Below are 19,136 nucleotides of genomic sequence, written 5' to 3'. Positions count from 1 at the left end.
CGATTCCCGTTGGCTCATCAGTCAGTGTCTGATACTTCAGGTGTCTGATCGGAGGAAGGGGTTGCCATCACGGCCTCGATGCGTTGCAGATAGTGCTGATATGTTTCGCTGCCATCGGCTGCGTAGTTCAGATTGCGAAACAGATCGGTCAGCCGGGTAAAGGTATCGCGAACGGCAGTCTTGTCGGAGAGGGCGAAAGGGGTCTCGACGACTCGCGTCAGCAGTTCGACCATGGCTTTCTGTCGTTTCAGCGGGGTGGAAACATCGACCGGATCAAAGGCGTCCTGCTGGAGATAGACCATGTCGACCAGTTGTGCCTTCTGTTGAGTGAGGTAATCATCGTTGCTGACGCCTTCCTCACCGGTGACCTGCATCATGCGCTGGATGTCATCGCCCTGACGCAGTAACTGCCGGAGTCGTTCGACCCGGTCGCGCCACTCTCTACCCATGTGCTGGCTGAACCAGGGCGCGAGCTGATCGGTATAGCGCGACCATGAGATCAGTGGGTCAACGGCCGGATAGAAACGCTTATAGGCACGGTCGTAACTCAATCCCAGAAAGGTCTTGACGGTATTGAGCGTGCCCTGGGTGACTGGCTCCTCGAAATTGCCCCCTGCCGGTGAGACGGTACCGATCAGGGTCAGACTACCGCTGTCGCCCTGGGGGCTGCGCAGGCTGCCGGCGCGCTCATAGAGCGTACGAATCGACGATTCCAGGTAGGCGGGAAAAGCCTCTTCGCCCGGAATTTCCTCAAGTCGGCCGGACGTTTCACGCATGGCCTGTGCCCAGCGTGAGGTGGAGTCGGCAATGAGCAGCACGTCATATCCCATCTGACGGTAGTACTCGCCCATGGTGATACCGGTATGGATCGATGCCTCCCTGGCTGCCACTGGCATCGAGGAGGTGTTGCAGACAATGATGGTGCGATCCATCAGTGAGCCGCCGCTGCGTGGGTCCTTGAGCTGGGGAAACTCGGTAATGGTCTCCACCACCTCGCCGGCCCGTTCGCCGCAGGCCACGATGATCACGATATCGACATCCGAGTAGCGGGAGATGAGGTTCTGCAATACGGTCTTGCCGGCGCCGAACGGCCCGGGAATACAGGCGGTCCCGCCCTTGGCAATGGGAAAGAAGGTGTCGATCAGACGCAGCGTCGTGGTCAGTGGTGTATCCGGGTAGAGCCGCTCGCTGCGACGCTCGCGTGTCTGGGCGCTGGTCAGCGGTTGTCGAACGGGCCAGTGCTGTACCATGGTGACCGAGTGTTCATGGCCGTGCTCGTCACGCAGGCGCGCGACTACGGTATCCACTGGAAAGGTGCCTGCCTGAATCCACTCCACACGACATGTTCCCGCCATGGCAAAGGGTACGAAAATACGATGGCGAAAGCGTCCTTCCTGTACGACGCCGAGCACGTCGCCGGCACGGGCCTGGTCGCCGCTGCGCATCAGTGCTTCGAAGGACCAGGAGCGCTTGTGATCGAGGGCCTGGATTTCGACACCACGCTGTAGAAAACGTCCATTGAGGACTTCCAGCTGTGGTAGTGGATTCTGCAAGCCATCGAACACCTGGCCCAGTAATCCCGGCCCCAGCTCTACGACCAGCTGTTCGCCACTCTGAATGACCGGATCACCGATCCCGATACCGGCGGTGTCCTCATAGACCTGAACATCGGCTTCGTTACCCCGAACGCGCAGTACCTCGGCTTTCAGCGCGGTACGGTTCATGCCGGGATCGGGTGGCGGGCAGATATGAACCACCTCATTCTTGATCAATGCTCCCTGATTCGGATCATCCAGCATGATGGTGACGACATCATCATTGATGGCCGTGACATGGGCGGTGGCTTCCGATTGATTGGTGGCAGGTGGCATAGCGACAGGATGAGTCATGAATGAGCCTTCAGGAAGCTGTCCGAATCGGGGAGGGTATCGAGCAGGGCCAGAAACCGCTGCCGAGCACGTGCTTCATGACGCTGGCAGCTGCGTTCGATCAGCCACCAGCGCAGCAGATACAGCAGCACATCCTCGAGCCCATAGGGCCGGGTGGCGCGTGCTCGACTGAAATGGGTCCAGCCCAGGGTGAGTTGTGCCTGTTCCAGTGCGGCGGCGTCATTCTGGTCGATATGCGTTGCGAACGTTTCAAGCCAGGGGTAGCGCTTCTCCAGCCCGAAGGTGGGCTGTGACCAGGCGTGCTTCAACTGACGGCCGACCACTGGCGCTGCTGCCAGCAGGCCGGGATGGTCCGCGCCATGATGACGTTGTCGCAGGGCGGCCGTCAGCACGGTCATGATCAGCCACCATTCCAGCCATTGATGCAGTCGTGCAGAGCCGGTGTGATCCAGCAGGGCATGGGCCTGCCGCAGCCGTTCGGCATCATCGATGGCCGGGGTTAGCCGATGAGGCAGCATGAAGGCTTCGATACGTCGGACCAGTTGAAGATCCGATGACGTGAGCATGGCGAGTCGCTGCTCAAGCTGAATGCGCGAGATGGGTGGCCGCTCATGAGCCCAGGGCGGCGACAGATGCGGCAACGAACTCAGTAGCGTGATGTAGCGATAGGCGCTGAAGGTCATGATGGCACTCTCCCGGCCTAAGCCACCACGCCTTCGAGCAGGGCGCGAAAACGGGGCTGAAGATGGCGCAGCAGCATATCGGCAATCGCCCGGTCGGTCAGGTCGACCTGAATGTGACCTTCATCAAGACGAAAACGTACTCCGGCTTCAACGTCATGGTCGCTCTTCAGTACGATACCGCGCTCCAGCATCCTGCCGGCGACCTGAGCCAGCACCCCGGGCAGGGCGCCCTCATGCAGGGCCTGGGGGTTATCACGCAGTTCATCGAGGCCGACCACGTGCTCGGGCAGCAGGGCTTCACCCTTGACCCCCTCGGGCAGGGGCGTACGGCGGGCGACTTCGGTGATCATGCCGGCCAGAATTTCCGGTTCATCCAGCGACTCCCGAATCAGGGCCTCCAGCTCGTTGGCAAACTGATGGCTGAACGTATCCCGAGCTGTCAGGCAGAGGTCACGATAGGCCAGCCTGAGTGCCTGGGTGCCGGCCTCGCGCAGCGTCCGGGCCTCTTCTTCGGCCTGAGCGCGAATACGCTCGGCTTCTTCGTTGGCCTGATGAATCAGCCATTCGGCTCGCTGGTGCGCCTGCGCGACCAGTTCCGTGGCCTCCTGACGTCCTGCCTCGACGCCTTCCGAGCGCAGCGTGTCGATCAGCTCCTGTATGCCATGACTGTCCGATGGGGACGATGTGGTCATGAAGTTCTCCTCAACCGGGTAGCGAGCTGCTCAGAACCAGTGCAAAGACAAAGGCGAAGACGGCAAACCCTTCGACAATGGCGGCTGGTGCCAGCGACATGCCGAATATTTCGGTCTTGTTTTTTGACGCTTCGATGGCACTGACCAGACAGCGGCCCTGATAGATGCCATTGACCAGCATGGCCACGCCCGAGAGCAGACCAATGGCAGCCAGGGCGGCGCCGTTGGTCACCGTGACCTCACGATTGAGCGAGAACATGATGACAATGCCCAGAATGGCCTGGGTAGACGGCATGGCGGCCATGCCGATGTATTTGCCGTAACCGCTTTCGACATCAAGCAGTGCGCCTGCCGCCGCCTGGCCGGCCAGGGTACAGCCGATGGAGCTGCCGATGGTCCCCAGCGCCACCGGGGCATAGATCCCCAGCCAGCCGAGTACCAGGATTACCTGATCCACGTGGATTCCTCCTTGTTGGCAAATGCCCGGAATGGGCGTCCCTCGCCGCTGATGCCCCAGCGCAGGAATTCGATGAGATTGAGACGCAGGCCATGGATGACCCCGCCCATGAGCGCCAGGGCGAGGTTGAGTACATGGCCGAGCAGCAGGATGACGATAAACAGCAGGGTGCCGCCGCCGGGCATGCCATCGCGTACTTCAACCGCCAGCTGATTGAAGGTGATGGCCAGCGAGGCACTCGATAGACCGAGTGCAAACAACCGCATGTAGCTCAGTGCGTTACCGAACGCCTGAGCCAGTTCTCCCAGCGAGGTCAGCCCGCCGAACAGGTGTTTCAGGCGATGCGGCCAACTGTCGACGGGTTCGGCACTGGAAAACAGCAGGATCAGGACGGCGCTGCAGGGCAGGAGATAGAACCACGCAGAGGTGGTCAGTGAGACCGCGGGATCGTGCCCGGTTTGCCACCAGAGCATGAAGCTGCTGCCCAGCAGCAGTACCCAGCCGAGATGCCCGAGCGCCAGCCAGCGCGGTCGGGCTGCCAGGGCCGCCAGCAGATTGGCCAGCATCAAGTGTACGACCCCGATGGCGATCGATAGCGCCATCATGGCGCTGAAATCATCCATGTCGAGCAGGTGCAGATGACCGAGCAGTGAATCGGCGGGTGGTGTGATGCCGAAATAATTGCCGACCAGACTGCCGTAGATCAGGGAGGCGCCGCTCATGGCCAGTGCCATGATGCCCAGACGGCGACCGGTTCGGGTGCGTTTCCAGCGGCGTCGCCATAACAGCACCAGGGCGCTGCAGATCAGGGCATAGCCGGCATCAGCGAGAATGATCGCGAAAAACAGCGAGAACGAGCAGAACACCATGATCGAAGGGTCCCAGCTGCGATAGCCGGGAAGCTGAAAGAAGCTGACGGCTTCTTCGCCGCCGGCCAGCCACTCCGGATTGTCGAGCAGCACCGGTGGTTCTTCTCCCCTGATCGGGGCTCGATCAACCAGCGCCACATCGCGCTCATCGCAGAGGGTCTGCAGGGTGGTGAGGCGGCGGGCAGGCACCCAGCCATCAAGGATGAACAGTGTATCGGTGACATGACTGGCGCGCTCTGCCCGACCGAGTTCGGCATTGTTGACAGTATGCGCTACTCGGCTGGCCAAAAACCGTATCCAGCGGGTCAGCAGAAAGCGCTGTGTATCGAGTTCTTCCAGCTCGGCCTGTGCTGCTGCTTCCTGGCGGCGTATCTCCGAGAGCGACTCGCTACCCGTATGGGAGCGTTCGAAGGGCACCTGATCGACGCCTGGTTCTTCACGGGCAATCACCACCAGATAGCAGTGGCGGTGATCACGATTGATGATGTGCCATGGCAACCGGATGTGATCGATGGCTGCCTGCTGACCGAGCGGCACAAGATAGAACCAGAGTCGATAAGCACCCATGGCGTCAAGTGGTGTAAAGCGAAAATCCCCCCATGGCGCCAGGGCCTGGCGATGACGACGCAGCAGGGTCAGATGATCCAGCAGATCCTCGCGTTGACGCCGGTTGGCGAGCACCTCTTCGATGACGGCGCCGGGTTCGGGCGGCGAGACAGGCATTTGATGACGACGGCGATGGGGGCCGGCAAGCAGATACTCCAGCGCTGACATCAGTTCGACGTACTCGCGACGTTCTTCCCGCTCGGTGTCATCGTTCTCTTCGATATGCGCCACTCCGAGCGACTGCAGTCGTTGCAGGATGGCCTGACGGTGCCGGGCCAACCCGATCAGCGTCACCCGACGCATGGGCACGATACTCATGGTCTTGCCTCCGTTCGCGCCAGCTTCTGTTTGGCCAGCTTGGCGCGGACCACGGCGGCACGCTCCTGATCCGACAGGTGCAGATCAATACGTTTCATGTGTCGTTCGAGCTCGGGAATCATGACCCGGGAGAACAGGTTGATGCGCTGGGTGATCAGGCGGACGGCGTCATCCAGCAGGGTCAGGCGGCGTTCCAGTACCCGCCTTTCCACCTCGAGTTGCATGGCCGCTGCCAGCTGATCCTGTGCCTGATCCACCCAGTGCGGTTGAACCAGCAGCGGGCAGGAGTGGCGGCTGATCCGAACATTACCGAGTGCAGGCAGGCTGACGCCCACAAGATTCTCCTGAACGATTTCAACGTCCTCCACTTCAACCAGTCCGGTCAGCGCTATGTCTTCATCAGCCATCATCGGCAGGTCCCGACCAATGGTTGCCTGCTGTTCATTGATACGCTGGCGCAGGGTCGCCAGGCGTTGGCCGGTCTGCTTGCGTTGAGTCAGCAGCAGCCGCTGTTTCATTTCCAGCGCCGGGAGATAGCGCTGATACATGCTGCGCTGACGCTCAAGATGACTGAGCGAGCTTTTGTTGAGCGCCGGTTTCTGCATGGGGCCACCAGGTATCCTTCAGGGACTGTTTGATGACGACTTCGTCACGCTCGAAGCACTCGGCCAACAGTGCCCAGCAGGCATCCAGTGCTTCTTCGAGCGGTTGGCGGACATCAAGGTGCATGAAGCGCTCACGAAAGGCTGTTGCAAAACGCAATAACCGGTGATCGAACGCAGAAAGCTCGAAGGCCATGGCCTGTTTCTGCTCGGCCTCCACGCCCTGGGCGTAGTAACGGATCATGGTGTTCATGATCTGGCTATGATCCTCACGGGTTTCCTTGCCGATCACGTGCTGCTTGAGCCGCGACAGTGAACCGAATGGGTCGAGCATGCCGTCATGCAGGTAGAACTGCCCTTCGGTGATGTAGCCGGTGTTGTCCGGTACCGGGTGGGTGACATCGTTACCGGGCATGGTGGTGACAGTGAGGATGGTGACCGAGCCGGCCCCCCGATAGTCGCAGGCCTTTTCATAGCGTCTGGCAAGCTGCGAGTAGAGATCTCCCATGTAGCCGCGGTTGGAAGGGATATGCTCCATGGAGATGCCGATTTCCTTGAGGGCATCGGCAAAGGCGGTCATGTCGGACATCAGTACCAGGACGCGCTTGCCTTCTTCTACTGCCAGTCGCTCGGCCACGGCCAGTGCCAGATCCGGCACCAGGGTGCGTTCCACGACCGGGTCGGAGGCCAGGTTGGCGAACATGACCGTGCGCGACAGCACCCCGGCATCCTCGAAGGCCTGGCGAAAGGTATGAAAATCATCGTGAATCAGGCCCAGTCCGGCGAAGACCACGACATCGGCATCCGCCTGGATGCCGATTCTCGCCAGCAGGGCGTTGTAGGGCTCGCCGGCGACCGAAAAGATCGGAATCTTCTGACTCTCTACCAGACAGTTGAAGACATCGATCATGGGGATGTCGGTACGAATCATTTTTGAAGCCAGCACTCGGGCCATGGGATTGACCGTCGGGCCGGCAATGGGGATCCGGGGATCGTTATCGAGTTTTGGTCCGGCATCGATCGGAACGCCGGCACCACTGAAAACACGCCCATAGATGTTGTCCGAATGGATGGCCCGCATCATTTCACCGGTAAAGCGCACACTGGCCCGGCTGGAAAGCCCCTTGGTGCCGGCAAAGACCTGAAGCGAGACACTGTCCCGGCTCAGGCGTACAACCTGTGCCAGTGAAAAGACCTGCCCCTCCTGTTCCAGCAGCGCCAGTTCCCGATTGCGAGGTACAAGTCCCATGCGTCTGGCGGCACGAACATCGATTTCAACGATATCCCCGATAATCGAGATGATGCCCCGGAATGATATGGCTGCACTCATTGACGTGTGTTCTCGACAGGAAATGGTGGCCCACAAGGGCTGTTTCCGATTATCGAAATGTTTTGATCGGGCAATTTGATCTGCGTCAAAAACACCCGATTCCGAGCATGAATAATGCCGTTTATCGGGTGCACCGGACGACGGAGCGACTCGTCATTTTTCATTCATTACAACGAGGCGGGCAGGGAATGTCTTCGGAAACGAACTCGTCAGACAGTCGTAACAGACTGGCATTGCCGGCACTGACGGCTCTGGTCATTGGCTCGATGATCGGCGGTGGCATTTTTTCCCTGCCACAGAATGTCGCCGCAAGTGCGGGCGTGGGTGCGACCCTGATCGGGTGGCTGATTACCGGTGTGGGCATGCTGACGCTGGCCCTTGTCTTCCAGAATCTGGCCAATCGCAGGCCTGATCTTGATGGCGGGATCTATGCCTATGCGCGAGAAGGTTTTGGCAACTACATGGGGTTCAGCTCTGCCTGGGGCTACTGGATCAGTGCCTGGATCGGCAATGTCAGCTATTTCGTCCTGCTGTTCAGTTCACTGGGGTATTTCTTTCCGATTTTTGGCGATGGCAATACACCGGCCTCGATCCTTTGCGCTTCACTGCTTTTATGGATTGTGCACTTTCTGGTGCTCAGTGGCATTCGTCAGGCCGCCTTCATCAATCAGTTGGCCACCTGGGCGAAGATAGTGCCCCTGTTGTTGTTCATTATTCTGGTGATTACGGCTTTTCACTGGGATGTTTTCAGCCGCGATTTTATCGGTAACAGCTCGCCTGATGCCGGCAGTTTGCTTGATCAGGTGCGCGGCATGATGCTGGTCACGGTCTGGGTTTTCATCGGTATTGAAGGGGCCAGTGTCTACTCGGGAAGAGCAAGAAAACGTCGGGACGTTGGACGAGCGACAGTGATCGGCTTTCTGGTCACACTGGTACTGCTGCTGGCGATCAATCTTCTCTCCATGGGCGTCATGAGTCAGGCAGAACTCGCCGGGCTGAAGAATCCTTCCATGGCTGGTGTGCTGTCTCGGGTTATCGGCCCCTGGGGCAGTGTACTCATCAACATCGGTCTGATCATTTCGCTGGCGGGTGCGCTGCTGGCCTGGGTGCTGCTCAGTGCCGAAATTCTGAGCGCTGCTGCCAGGGATCGCACCATGCCGGCATTCCTGGCACGCGAGAACCGCAATGAAGTGCCGGCCAATGCCCTCTGGTTGAGCAATGGCATGATTCAGCTGTTTCTTGTGCTGACGCTGTTTTCCGAAAGCACTTATCTGAGCCTGCTCTATCTCGCCACTTCCATGATTCTGGTGCCCTATTTCTGGTCGGCAGCCTATGCCGTGCTGTTTGCCTGGCGGGGCAACAAGGATACCCGGCAGGCAGGGGTGAAAGGCCATGAACTGGTTATTGCGGTGGTGGCCCTGCTGTATTCGATCTGGCTGATCTATGCCGGTGGTCTGCAGTATCTGCTGCTCTCGGCAGTGCTCTATGCCCCCGGTGCCCTGCTGTTTGCCCGAGCCCGACGCGAGCAGGGGAAACCGGTGTTTGTCGGTTTCGAGAAGCCCCTGTTTGCGGTGGTGCTGCTGGCAGGGCTGTTCGGTGTGTACGGGCTCTATGCGGGCTTTCTTTCCCTTTGATAGCGGATCGAGGTGATTTGTGAGCGATAGGCAGTCTTCATTCGGTGTATTTTCGGAAATTGGCAAGCTGCGCAAGGTCATGGTCTGCGAACCCGGGTTGGCGCATCTGCGTCTGACTCCCCAGAACTGTGATGCACTGCTGTTCGACGATGTGATCTGGGTCAATCAGGCGCGGCGTGATCATTACGACTTCGTCAACAAGATGGAAGAAAGAGGCATCGAAGTCGTTGAAATGCATGCACTGCTGGCAGAGACGCTGGCCGTACCGGAAGCTCGCCAGTGGGTGCTGGATCGACGCACCACGGTCAACCAGGTAGGCCTGGGGTTCGTCGACGATGTGCGCGGCTGGCTGAATGAACTCTCCGATGAGTTGCTGGCGCGGCATCTGATCGGTGGCGTGGCTGTCAGCGACCTTCCCCGGGAACTGCATAATCCGGCTGCGTCGCTGATACGGGAAACGATGGGCATGTCCGGTTTCGTGCTGCCACCGCTGCCCAATACCCTGTTCACGCGCGATACCACCTGCTGGATCTTCAACGGCGTCACGCTCAATCCGATGTATTGGGCTGCACGTCGACAGGAGACGCTGCTGACCAGCGCCATCTATCGTTTCCATCCGGATTTCGTGGCCGAGGACTTTCATGTCTGGTGGGGCGACCCGGATGTCGATCACGCAATGGCGACCCTGGAAGGGGGCGATGTCATGCCGCTGGGCAATGGTGTGGTGCTGATTGGCATGGGCGAACGCAGTTCCCGTCAGGCGGTCGGCCAGGTCGCGCAGGCACTGTTCCAGCATGGTGCCGCCAGCCGGGTGATCGTCGCAGTACTGCCGCGCTCTCGCTCCGCCATGCACCTCGATACCGTCTTTACCTTCTGCGATCACGATCTGGTCACCCTGTTTCCCGAGGTGGTGGACAATATCGTGACCTTCTCGCTGACACCCGATGAAAGTGCGCCCAATGGGATGGCACTGCAGCGCGAAGAGCGCCCCTTCCCGGAAGTGGTTGCTCGGGCGCTGGGCCTTGAAAAGCTGCGGATGGTGCGTACCGGCGGAGACAGCTATGAGCAGGAAAGAGAGCAGTGGGATGACGGCAATAACGTGATTGCCCTGGAGCCCGGCGTCGTCATCGGTTATGACCGCAACACCTATACCAATACTCAGCTGCGCAAGGCCGGGGTCGAAGTAATCACCATCAATGCCAGCGAACTGGGCCGTGGTCGAGGCGGGGGGCATTGCATGACCTGTCCCATCGTGCGTGACGCCGTCGATTACTGAGCGACAACCGTTCGGATCGTGGCGTTCAGGAACGCCTGCGATCCCTTTTTTTCATCAGGGGAGCCAAACACGATGGCCATTAATCTGCGTGCGCGCAGCTTTCTGTCACTGCGGGACTTTCAGCCTCGGGAAGTCATGTATCTGCTCGAGCTGGCGCGCGAGCTCAAGGCTGCTCGAATGGCCGGGTTCGAACAGCCGTGCCTGGTGGGCAGGAATATTGCCCTGATCTTCGAGAAATCTTCCACGCGTACACGCTGTGCCTTTGAAGTGGCGGCGCATCAGCAGGGGGGACATGTCACCTTCATCGATCCCGAATCCTCGCAGCTGGGTCACAAGGAAACCCTGCGCGATACCGCGCGGGTACTGGGTCGCATGTTCGACGGCATTGAGTATCGTGGCTTTCATCAGCGGGTCGTGGAAGAACTGGCCCGTTATTCGGGAGTGCCGGTGTTCAATGGTCTGACCGATGAGGAACACCCCACCCAGATGCTCGCCGACGTGTTTACCATGCAGGAGCACGCCAACAAGCCCCTGCGGGATATTCGCTACGCCTATCTGGGAGATGCGCGCAACAACATGGGCAATTCGCTGCTGCTGGTCGGGGCGCTGCTGGGCATGGATGTGCGCATTGCTGCCCCACGGGCGTTGTGGCCGCGAGAAGAGTGGCAAGCGATTTGCCGGGAGCTGGCCAATCGCAGTGGCGCCCGGTTGACGTTGACCGAGAACCCTCGTGAGGCGGTGCAGGGTGTGGATTTCATTCATACCGATGTCTGGGTGTCGATGGGAGAGTCGAACGAGCGCTGGGCCGAGCGTATTCGCGAGCTCATGCCCTATCAGGTCAATGCGGCGCTGCTGGAGGCCAGCGGCAACCCGCAGGTGCGTTTCATGCACTGTCTGCCTGCGCTGCACAACCGTGATACCCATATCGGTGAACAGGTATGCCAGCAGCACCCGGAACTGGCCGGTGGTATCGAGGTGACTGAAGAGGTCTTCGAATCCGATGCGTCGATCGTGTTCGATCAGGCAGAAAATCGACTGCACACCATCAAGGCGGTCATGGTCGCTTCACTGGGTGATCGGTAGAGCGTTGCCCTGAAGGAGGAAACGAGCATGCGTTATGTGATCGCCCTGGGCGGTAATGCCCTGTTGGAGCGCGGCGAACCGATGACCGCCGATAATCAGCGCCAGCGTATTCGTGAAGCGGCGCATCACCTGCATGAGCCGGGGCTGGCGCATGAGCTGGTGGTGGTGCATGGCAATGGGCCACAGGTGGGCCTGCTGGCATTGCAGGCTGCTGCCTATACAGCGGTTGAGGCTTATCCGCTGGATGTGCTGGGCGCGGAAAGTGAAGGCATGATCGGCTATGTACTGGAACAGGAGCTGCGCAATGCGTTGCCCGAACGTCCGGTTGCGACACTCATCACCCAGGTTGAGGTGGCACGTGACGATCCTGCCTTTCAACACCCACACAAGTTCATCGGGCCGGTGTACACCCTGGAAGAGTCATTGAAGCTGGCGGAGAGCCGAGGATGGGAAATGGCTGCAGATGGGCCACACTACCGTCGTGTGGTGCCCAGTCCCTCGCCACGTCATGTGCTTGAAATCGATTCGATCGAACGGCTCTTGCAGCACAATACCCTGGTGATCTGTGCCGGCGGAGGCGGTGTACCGGTTTACCGCGATGAACAGGGACAGCTGTGTGGTCTGGAAGGGGTGATCGACAAGGATGCCAGTGCCGCACTACTGGCCTGTCAGCTCAAGGCGGATGGGTTGCTGATCGTCACGGATGTGGCGGGCATCTATCTCGACTGGGGGACTGACCATGCTCGGCGCATCGCTCGCATCCATCCCGACGAGCTGGCCAAGTATTCCTTCCCCGAGGGCTCCATGCAGCCGAAGGTCCGAGCCGCAATCGATTTCGTGAAGCGCACCGGCAGGCCCGCCATGATCGGGTCACTGCATGAGCTGGATGCACTGCTGAGTGGTCATTCGGGCACCTGTGTCACCCTGGAGGCCACAGAGAGGGTTATCGCCTGAATATCGCGGGGTGTTCTGTTATGCAGGCTGAGCGCCCGCGCCGGTTGTGCGGCACTTGATATGGCGCAAGGTGAGGGCTTCAGGCATGACAATAGCCCGCCAAAGGGCGGGCTATTGTCGTAAGCAGAGGTGCCGGGGGCTATACACCTCCCATCATGAACAACCCCTCAATGGTGCCGTAAGCGCAGAGAATGATACCTGCCATGGAAATGATCGCGGTCAGCAAATAAGTCATCTCACCTCCCTGTGAGTGGACGTTTTTACATTCCGGTGTGTTGATTAACGTTCAATTACATTTGTAGCAGACCTGTACACTTTTTTCCTGTACAGATCCGATCATTTCTCCATGGGTGGTCGTCAGTGCGTCTTTTCAAGCGCCAAAGCGTTGTATCAAGGGGGTGTTGAAAGCGACATCAATAAACAGTGAGGGTGTCCGGCTGGCTCGCGGTAATACTCAGTTGCGTCCCCCGAAGCGCCGCTTCAAGAGCCTGGCGAATGCTCATTTCTCCCTTTACGGGGCTGACGGTTACCGAGCCGGTGTTCTCCAAATCCGTTCTGATGAAACAACCGGTGGCATGGGCCAGTTGCTGAGCCGTTTCATCAAAGCGTTGAGCCGGGAGATCGTAATGGGCCACTTTATCGCAGGCTCCGTCCGGCACGGCAGAAACATGTGAAGCACTGGTACTGCAGCTGCTGAGTAGCATTGTGGTTAGCAGCAGGGAACCGACCTGAAAAATGCGAGTGTTCATATAACAAGACTTCCCGACACTAAATTCATGATACAGGGCTAGCGGCTGACCAGGATGATCCCGCCCAGGATGACTATCCCGCCAAGCACGAAATTGAGGGTTAATGGTTCATCGAGCAACAGGGCACCAAACAGGACGCCGAAGAGTGGCGACAAAAACGAGAAGATTCCGAGTTGCGAGGCCTTGTAACGGCGCAGCAGAGCAAACCATAACAACAAGGCACCAAACGAAATGACCAGGGTCTGGAAGGCCAGACTGGCGACAGCCGGGCCGCTTAAGTCAATCGCTTGAAGGTCGCCCATGAAAAAGGCCGCCGGCAACAACAGCAATCCGGCAACCACCAGCTGGTAGCATAGGGTCTGCTCCGGGGGCGCTTCCGAGAGGGTCGAGCTTCTGAGCACCAGCGTAGTGGCCGCCCAGGAGAGCCCCGCCAGCAGACCCAGTGCATCCCCCAGCAATAGCCCCGGTTCATCAAGTCGGGTCGGCGTCGGTGCCATGGCGATCACCATGCCTGCAAAGGCCAGTGCTACCCCCCACCATTGATGGTGATGCAGCTGTTCTCCCGGTACCAGCCAGTGCAGTCCGAGCGCAGCAAAAACCGGTGCGGTATAGAGAAACACCGACATATGTGAGGCGAGAGTGTAGTTCAGCCCCCAGGCCACGAATGTGAACTCTGCGGCGAATCCCACTCCAACCAGCGCGCCCGGCCTCGCATGAGAGAGCAGGGAGGAGAGGGGGATGCCACGCCAGCGCATCAGCAGCATGACCAGCAGGGCGGCCATGGTGGAACGCAGCGCTACCTGGGCCAGCGTGGGTATCTCCATGGCCACGGCCTTCATGGCCACTTGCTGGAAGCCCAGGGCCAGACAGAACAGTGTCATCAGTGCGCTGGCGGTCATGTCGATGGAGCGTCGATGCCGGCTGTGGGGTGATGACGTCTCGGCTTCTGCCATGGATGATCCTGTATGCCTCATGAGACCACTCCTGTCCTGAAAAGGCCGTCAGTTCACCATTTGTCGCCTGGGGCGCCAAACGATTAATCTGCGCATCCAGGCTCAGGAAAACTCAACTCATGAAGATTGAACGGCTCCCACTCAATGCCTTGCGTGCCTTCTCCGAAGCGGTCGAAGCCGAGAGTTTCAAGGCCGCAGCGGAACGACTGGGTGTCACCCCGGGTGCGGTCAGCCGACAGATCAGACAGCTCGAAGAGCGCCTCGGCATCGCTCTGTTCGAGCGTCAGGCCCATGGCGTTCGGGTTACCGAGGCCGGCAGGATACTGTCCCGGGATGTGAGCGGCGGGCTGGCACGTATTGCCGAGGGTGTTCGGAATATTGAGAAGTACCATACTGGCGTTGCTCGTCTGACGCTCAACGCGCCTCCCTCCTTTGCACAGCTCTGGCTTTTGCCGCGGCTTGAGGCCTTCGAGGCTCGGGAGAGCCGGCTGGACATTACCCTGGAAGCGGAACAGGCGCTGATTTCGCCTGCCTGGCAAGGCAGCGGAGCCAGGCTCGCTCTACGCTACGGGCGCGGCCCCTGGCCGGGGGTAAAATCCCTGCGTCTGTTTGGCGATGCTCTGTTTCCGGTTTGCTCACCGGCCTTGCTTGAGCGCTTGCCCATTCTCGCGCCAGCGGATCTGCTGGAGCACTCTCTGCTGGAAGTCAACTGGGGAGCACGGCAGGGGGGGAACGTGCCGGGATGGCGTGACTGGTTTCATGCGGCCGGTCTGGAAGTGACCGATAGACCGATCAAGCGCCAGTATTCCCTTTATGGCATGGCGCTCGATCAGGCCATGGCCGGTCATGGCGTGATGCTCGCCAGTTACCCGGTCGTTGCTGACCGGCTCGCCAATGGCGGGCTGGTCCGCCCGTTCGGCGCCGATTACGTGATCGATTCCAGCTATACCTACAATCTGATCCTGCCCGCCAGCGGTCAGGCTCCGCCGACCGTCCAACAATTCATCGACTGGTTACTTGAAGAGGCAGCCGCCTTCAGCGCCGGGTTCCCCGATACACCACCCCTGTCCTGACCCGCTGGCAAGCCAACGGGCGACACCGTTAGAGCGCATCACAGGCTATTACTGAAAGTTTGAATATTCTCTTTAAGTCTAACGTTATAATGTAAATAGCGTTATGCTGGCAGTGATGAGACTGCTTCAGGAGCTGCCATGAATACTTTTGCGCTCTCACAAGGCCAGCCGGGTCAACCGAATGTCGCCGGTTTTTTCGACCCTCGCACCTTCAGCGTCCAGTACGTCGTAATCGATCCGGCAACCCGCGCCTGTGCCGTGATTGACCCGGTACTGGATTTCGATGAAAAGTCCGGCGCCACGGCCACCCATCATGCCGATGAGCTGCTGGACTATATTGCGCGTGAAGGTCTGCACGTCGAATGGATTCTCGATACCCACCCTCATGCCGATCACTTTTCCGCGGCTCGTTATCTCCATGACAAGACCGGCGCGCCGACCGCCATCGGGCGAGAGGTGACCCGTGTCCAGGCGCTCTGGAAGCAGATCTACAACTGGCCGGATCTGCGTGACGATGGCAGCCAGTGGGAGCACCTTTTCGAGGATGGCGACACCTTCCGGGTGGGTGAGTTGCCGGTACGGGTCATGCATTCGCCAGGCCATACCCTGGCCTCGATCACCTATGTGATCGGTGATGCCGCCTTCGTACATGACACGATCTTTCAGCCTGATTTCGGCACCGCCCGTGCCGATTTTCCCGGAGGCAGTGCGCATCAACTGTGGCATTCGATTCAGGCAATTCTGGCCCTGCCGGAAAAGACCCGGCTCTTTACCGGCCATGACTATATGCCCGATGGTCGAGAGCCCCGATGGGAAAGCACCGTCCACGAGCAGCGTCGGCATAACAAGCACCAGCTGGGCGAGCTCAGTGAAGCGGCCTATGTCGAACTGCGGGAACGGCGCGACCGTGAACTGCCGATGCCCAAACTGATTCTGCATGCCTTGCAGGTGAATATCCTCGGAGGGCGTCTGCCCGAGCCGGAAGACAACGGCAAGCGCTATCTGAAAATCCCGCTGAATGCTCTGGAAGGGGCGGCCTGGGAGTGAGCTTCGCCTGATAACCCGGTAAGGGCACAAACATGACGCAACACGAGAGGCGCGCTCCCCGACGCTGGCTACCGATTCTTGACTGGGGACGCCACTACAGCGGCCGCCTGCTGGGCGATGACCTGCTGGCGGCGCTCATCGTCACTCTGATGCTGGTGCCGCAGGCACTGGCCTACGCCATGCTGGCCGGATTGCCGCCGGTCACGGGGCTCTATGCCAGTCTGCTGCCTTTGTTGCTGTATACCCTGCTGGGCAGCAGCTCTTCGCTTTCGGTCGGCCCCATGGCGGTTGTCTCGCTGATGACCGCGGCGGCGCTGAATCGGATTACCGATCAGGGCCTCGCCGACCCGGTGACCGCAGCGCTGGTGCTGGCACTGCTCTCCGGGGGCATTCTGCTGGTGATGGGGCTCTGTCGGATGGGGTTTCTGGTCAACTTTCTCAGTCGCCCGGTGATGACCGGCTTTATCAGCGCCTCGGGCATTCTGATTGCCGCCAGTCAGCTCAAACATCTGCTGGGGATCGAACTCTCCGGTGCCACACTCCCGACCCTGTTGGCGCAGTTGCCTGAAGCAATACACGGCATCAGTCCGGCAACCATGAGCATCGGAGGCGGTTCGCTGCTCCTGCTCTGGAGTGTGCGCCACCGGGGACGAAGTATCCTCCAGCACTGTGGATTGTCACCTCGCAGCGCCGGGATGCTGGTACGACTGGCGCCCATCATGACCATCGCGCTGGCGGCATTGATCGCCGGTGCTGCCGGATGGCTGGGTCACCAGGTGGCAGTCATCGGCGAGATTCCTGCCGGATTGCCGCCATTGACCCTGCCGCAGTGGCAGCCGGAACTGTGGCAGACCCTTCTCTGGCCGGCGGTGCTGATCAGCATCGTGGGTTATGTCGAGTCGGTGTCGGTCGCCCAGGCCCTCGCGGTCAGGCGGGGCGAACGACTGGATCCCGATCAGGAACTGATTGGCCTTGGCGGCGCCAACATGGCCGCCGCGGTGACAGGCGGCATGCCGATCACCGGTGGTTTCTCGCGTTCGGTGGTCAACTTCGATGCCGGCGCCCGCACCCCGGCTGCCGGGGCGTTTACAGCGCTCGGCATTCTGCTGGTGATGCTGCTGTTTGCCCCCTGGCTGCGCGAGCTGCCGATGGCCACCCTGGCCGCTACCATCGTGGTCGCCGTGCTGTCGCTGGTCGATCTGCCGGCCTTCGTGCGGGTCTGGCGCTACTCGCGAGGCGAGGGTATCGCCATGCTGGCGACCCTGCTGACCACGCTGCTGCTGGGCGTGGAGATCGGTATTCTGGTCGGGGTCGGCATGTCACTGGCGTTGCATCTCTATGGCACCAGCCGGCCCCACAGTGCCGAAGTCGGGCGGATTCCCGGTACCGAACATTTCCGCAACATCCATCGCCACGCTGTGGAAACCGATGCACACGTGGCCATCCTGCGAGTGGATGAAAGCCTCTATTTCGCCAATGTGCGCTATCTGGAGGATCTGGTGACGACGGTCATCCATCGCGAGCCGCCACCGCGAGATCTGGTGCTGGCGTGTCAGGCGATCAACGTGATCGATGCCACGGCGCTGGAGAACCTGGAAGCACTCAATCAGCGCCTGAAGGAGGTCGGTATCGGCCTGCACCTGGCCGAGGTCAAGGGGCCGGTCATGGATCGCCTGAACGGCACCGGGCTGCTGGCCTCGCTGAACGGTCAGGTGTTTCTGAGCACTTTCGAAGCCTGGTGTCAGCTGCATGGGCATGCCTCTACGCCGCTGACGCATCCCGATATCGCAACCTCTTCTTTAACATCGGATCACACTGCGGTGCGCTGAAGGGTGGGGCGCGATGATCATCGAGGAGCGGTGAAATGGAAATGTTGAGTCTGATGAAGGGGGTCGCAGGGGGCGTGCTGATTGGCTGCTCCGCGGTCGTCCTGATGGGGCTGCTGGGGCGTATTGCCGGCGTGAGTGGCCTGGTCAGTGGCTTGCTGTTTGAGCGTGACCGGTCGGATCGCGGCTGGCGCCTGGCGTTTGTGCTGGGATTGATCAGCGCTCCGCTGTGGCTGACCCTGGGCGGCCCTGGCTGGGGAAATGTCGCCGACTCTGCTGGTGCCGTGATCGGCACGCCGATGGCCGGTGTGCCGATCATGCTGCTGGCCGGGCTGCTGGTAGGTGCAGGTACCGGCATCGGCAGTGGCTGTACCAGCGGCCATGGTGTCTGCGGGCTGGCACGGCTGTCGCCACGTTCGCTGGCGGCAACGCTTACCTTTGTGGCTGTCGCCATGCTGACGGTCTTCGTGACCCATCATCTGATGGGAGGGAGCGCATGAAAATGCTGGCAGGGTATGTGGCGGGGTTGCTGTTCGGGCTTGGTCTGACCATTGGTGGCATGACCGACCCCGCTCGGGTGATCGGTTTTCTCGATGTGGCCGGTGACTGGGATCCGACACTGATGGGTGTGCTCGGCGGTGCCGTGATCACGACCTTCATCGGTTATCGTCTTGTCTGGCGCCGGGGAGCACCGCTGCTGGCCGATCGTTTTCAGCTGCCTGAGCGGCGTGACCTGGATGCGCGTCTGCTCGGTGGGGCCGCCCTGTTCGGCATTGGCTGGGCGCTCTCGGGTTACTGTCCGGGGCCGGCAGTTGCGTCTCTGACCGGGCTCTCCTGGCCACTGGCCGCCTTCATGGTCACCATGGTGGCAGGCTGGTGGATTGCACGCCGCTGGACGGGCAGACACTGATCGAAAGACCCGGCAGTTCTGCAGTCTCTCTGCAAGCGTGCCGCGCAGAAACAATACATCAGCTCTGGCCCTCCAACCGATAGCACGTCACCTGCTCTGGCAAACCCATTCTTCCGAGGTGATGGCATAGCGCTCGTGATCCCGCCATTCGCCATCAATTTTCAGGTATCGCGGTGAGTAGCCTT

General features: G+C 60.1%; 18 protein-coding genes. 9 read left to right on the top strand and 9 right to left on the bottom strand.

Translation table 11 applies throughout. From position 1 onward, the window contains the following. Window positions 1–17: 17 nt before the first annotated feature. From FY550_RS11555 to FY550_RS11525, 7 genes are read right to left on the bottom strand one after another with little or no spacing between them, the layout of a single operon-like run. Entirely contained in the window at window positions 18–1,889 is a 1,872-nt protein-coding gene (locus FY550_RS11555) for a V-type ATP synthase subunit A (RefSeq protein ID WP_070979211.1), read from the bottom strand. Next, a complete protein-coding gene (locus FY550_RS11550; protein WP_070979209.1) occupies window positions 1,886–2,572 on the bottom strand; it encodes a DUF2764 family protein in 687 nt (228 codons plus the stop codon). The genes FY550_RS11555 and FY550_RS11550 overlap by 4 nt, the downstream gene beginning before the upstream one ends. Before the next feature lie 17 nt (window positions 2,573–2,589). Continuing rightward, window positions 2,590–3,264 carry a hypothetical protein gene (locus tag FY550_RS11545; protein ID WP_070979207.1) on the bottom strand — a complete coding sequence of 225 codons (675 nt, stop codon included), beginning with the start codon at window positions 3,262–3,264 and terminating at the stop codon, window positions 2,590–2,592. A gap of 10 nt (window positions 3,265–3,274) precedes the next feature. After that, window positions 3,275–3,721, bottom strand: a complete 447-nt coding sequence (locus FY550_RS11540; RefSeq protein ID WP_070979205.1) for an ATP synthase subunit C — start codon at window positions 3,719–3,721, stop codon at window positions 3,275–3,277. Beyond that, window positions 3,709–5,514 (bottom strand): V-type ATP synthase subunit I, encoded by a 1,806-nt coding sequence (locus FY550_RS11535; RefSeq protein ID WP_070979203.1) that lies wholly within the window; start codon window positions 5,512–5,514, stop codon window positions 3,709–3,711. The genes FY550_RS11540 and FY550_RS11535 overlap by 13 nt, the downstream gene beginning before the upstream one ends. Then, window positions 5,511–6,119: a V-type ATP synthase subunit D gene (locus FY550_RS11530; RefSeq protein WP_070979201.1), complete on the bottom strand. Its 609-nt coding sequence runs from the start codon at window positions 6,117–6,119 to the stop codon at window positions 5,511–5,513. The genes FY550_RS11535 and FY550_RS11530 overlap by 4 nt, the downstream gene beginning before the upstream one ends. Continuing rightward, window positions 6,076–7,446 (bottom strand): V-type ATP synthase subunit B, encoded by a 1,371-nt coding sequence (locus FY550_RS11525; RefSeq protein WP_070979199.1) that lies wholly within the window; start codon window positions 7,444–7,446, stop codon window positions 6,076–6,078. Before FY550_RS11525 ends, FY550_RS11530 begins: the two co-directional genes overlap by 44 nt. 188 nt (window positions 7,447–7,634) lie before the next feature. On the opposite strand from FY550_RS11525, the gene arcD reads away from it, so the two are divergent. From arcD to arcC, 4 genes are all read left to right on the top strand, one after another. Then, a complete protein-coding gene (arcD, locus tag FY550_RS11520) occupies window positions 7,635–9,080 on the top strand; it encodes an arginine-ornithine antiporter (protein WP_070979197.1) in 1,446 nt (481 codons plus the stop codon). 19 nt (window positions 9,081–9,099) lie between these two features. Then, the gene (arcA, locus tag FY550_RS11515) at window positions 9,100–10,356 is read left to right on the top strand and encodes an arginine deiminase (protein WP_070979195.1); all 1,257 of its coding nucleotides are present in this window, start codon (window positions 9,100–9,102) and stop codon (window positions 10,354–10,356) included. 72 nt (window positions 10,357–10,428) lie between these two features. After that, window positions 10,429–11,439: an ornithine carbamoyltransferase gene (locus FY550_RS11510; RefSeq protein ID WP_070979192.1), complete on the top strand. Its 1,011-nt coding sequence runs from the start codon at window positions 10,429–10,431 to the stop codon at window positions 11,437–11,439. A 27-nt stretch (window positions 11,440–11,466) separates the two neighbouring features. Further along, a complete protein-coding gene (gene arcC / locus FY550_RS11505) occupies window positions 11,467–12,393 on the top strand; it encodes a carbamate kinase (protein ID WP_070979190.1) in 927 nt (308 codons plus the stop codon). Between the two features lie 413 nt (window positions 12,394–12,806). On the opposite strand, the gene FY550_RS11500 is transcribed toward arcC, so the two are convergent. Together FY550_RS11500 and FY550_RS11495 are read right to left on the bottom strand one after the other, a co-directional pair. Continuing rightward, on the bottom strand, window positions 12,807–13,142 hold the full coding sequence (locus tag FY550_RS11500) for an STN domain-containing protein (RefSeq protein ID WP_070979188.1): 336 nt from the start codon (window positions 13,140–13,142) through the stop codon (window positions 12,807–12,809). Between the two features lie 38 nt (window positions 13,143–13,180). Then, entirely contained in the window at window positions 13,181–14,095 is a 915-nt protein-coding gene (locus FY550_RS11495; protein WP_070979185.1) for a DMT family transporter, read from the bottom strand. Window positions 14,096–14,214: 119 nt separating this feature from the next. On the opposite strand from FY550_RS11495, the gene FY550_RS11490 reads away from it, so the two are divergent. The 5 genes from FY550_RS11490 to FY550_RS11470 all read left to right on the top strand — a co-directional run bounded on the left by FY550_RS11490 (window position 14,215) and on the right by FY550_RS11470 (window position 18,951). Then, window positions 14,215–15,168 (top strand): LysR substrate-binding domain-containing protein, encoded by a 954-nt coding sequence (locus FY550_RS11490; RefSeq protein WP_070979183.1) that lies wholly within the window; start codon window positions 14,215–14,217, stop codon window positions 15,166–15,168. A gap of 138 nt (window positions 15,169–15,306) precedes the next feature. Continuing rightward, window positions 15,307–16,215 (top strand): MBL fold metallo-hydrolase, encoded by a 909-nt coding sequence (locus FY550_RS11485; RefSeq protein WP_070979181.1) that lies wholly within the window; start codon window positions 15,307–15,309, stop codon window positions 16,213–16,215. A gap of 32 nt (window positions 16,216–16,247) precedes the next feature. Beyond that, on the top strand, window positions 16,248–18,044 hold the full coding sequence (locus tag FY550_RS11480) for a SulP family inorganic anion transporter (RefSeq protein WP_149054543.1): 1,797 nt from the start codon (window positions 16,248–16,250) through the stop codon (window positions 18,042–18,044). A gap of 35 nt (window positions 18,045–18,079) precedes the next feature. Beyond that, window positions 18,080–18,541: a YeeE/YedE family protein gene (locus FY550_RS11475; protein ID WP_070979176.1), complete on the top strand. Its 462-nt coding sequence runs from the start codon at window positions 18,080–18,082 to the stop codon at window positions 18,539–18,541. Beyond that, window positions 18,538–18,951 (top strand): DUF6691 family protein, encoded by a 414-nt coding sequence (locus FY550_RS11470; protein ID WP_149054542.1) that lies wholly within the window; start codon window positions 18,538–18,540, stop codon window positions 18,949–18,951. Before FY550_RS11475 ends, FY550_RS11470 begins: the two co-directional genes overlap by 4 nt. Window positions 18,952–19,136: the final 185 nt, after the last annotated feature.

Source organism: Kushneria phosphatilytica (assembly GCF_008247605.1).
Lineage (GTDB): Bacteria > Pseudomonadota > Gammaproteobacteria > Pseudomonadales > Halomonadaceae > Kushneria > Kushneria phosphatilytica.
Note: the sequence above shows the minus strand (reverse complement) of the source record. Positions and strands in the feature narration are given on the sequence as shown.